Source organism: Paenibacillus sp. BAC0078 (assembly GCF_054483875.1).
Map to the genome: position 1 here is coordinate 1 of NZ_JBTLRW010000070.1, position 733 is coordinate 733.

Annotated in this window: 1 protein-coding gene; it reads right to left on the reverse strand. The window is 63.6% G+C overall.

Annotation, left to right across the window (positions count from 1 at the left end; translation table 11 throughout):
• The coding region (locus ACX1DY_RS31460; protein WP_458968049.1) for a condensation domain-containing protein at positions 1–733 on the reverse strand (733 nt) is incomplete at both ends.

The window sequence follows — 733 nt, forward strand, 5'->3', positions numbered from 1 at the left end:
ACTTCCACACATTCGACGATGCGCTGCATCAGCTGATCTTCCTGCATCGCAAACGACGTGCGGAACGATTCGTGACGCTCCGCCAGTAAGTTCAAGCTCTCCCGCACGCGCTCCGTATCCAGCTTCCCTGCGATCTCCAGCGCCCACGGCATATTGTAGCCGTTCCCCTCCGGGGCCAGCTGACTGACCACGTACAGCCGCTGCTGTGCGGGCGAGGCCGGATACCACTTGCGCAGCTCCGCCTTGCCGATCGCCTCGTAGCGCGCCTTGGTAGCCGCCACTTCCAAATACCCCGCGAGCGCCTCCACCGTTGAGCTTGCGAACACTTCACTCAGCAGCGCGCTCGCGTCCAATTGCTTCTGGATACGCGACACCAGCTGCATCGCTTTAAGCGAGTGGCCGCCCAGCTCGAAGAAGTTGTCCCGGATGCCCACCAGCTGCGACAGGCCAAGCACGTCCTGCCAAATCTCCGCCAGCTTCGCTTCCGTCTGGCTCCGCGGCGCGACGTATTCACTTCCGGCCTGCACCAGACCTTGCGGCTCCGGCAGCGCCTTCCGGTCCACCTTGCCGTTGGCCGTCAGCGGAATCCGCTCCACTTCCACTACGTATGACGGCACCATGTACTCCGGCAGGCTGCGCTTCAAATACGCACGCAGCTCGGAGGCGTCGAAGGCTCCGCCGCTCACCACGTACGCGCACAGGTACGCTTCGTCCCGCTCGTCTTTCCGGGCGA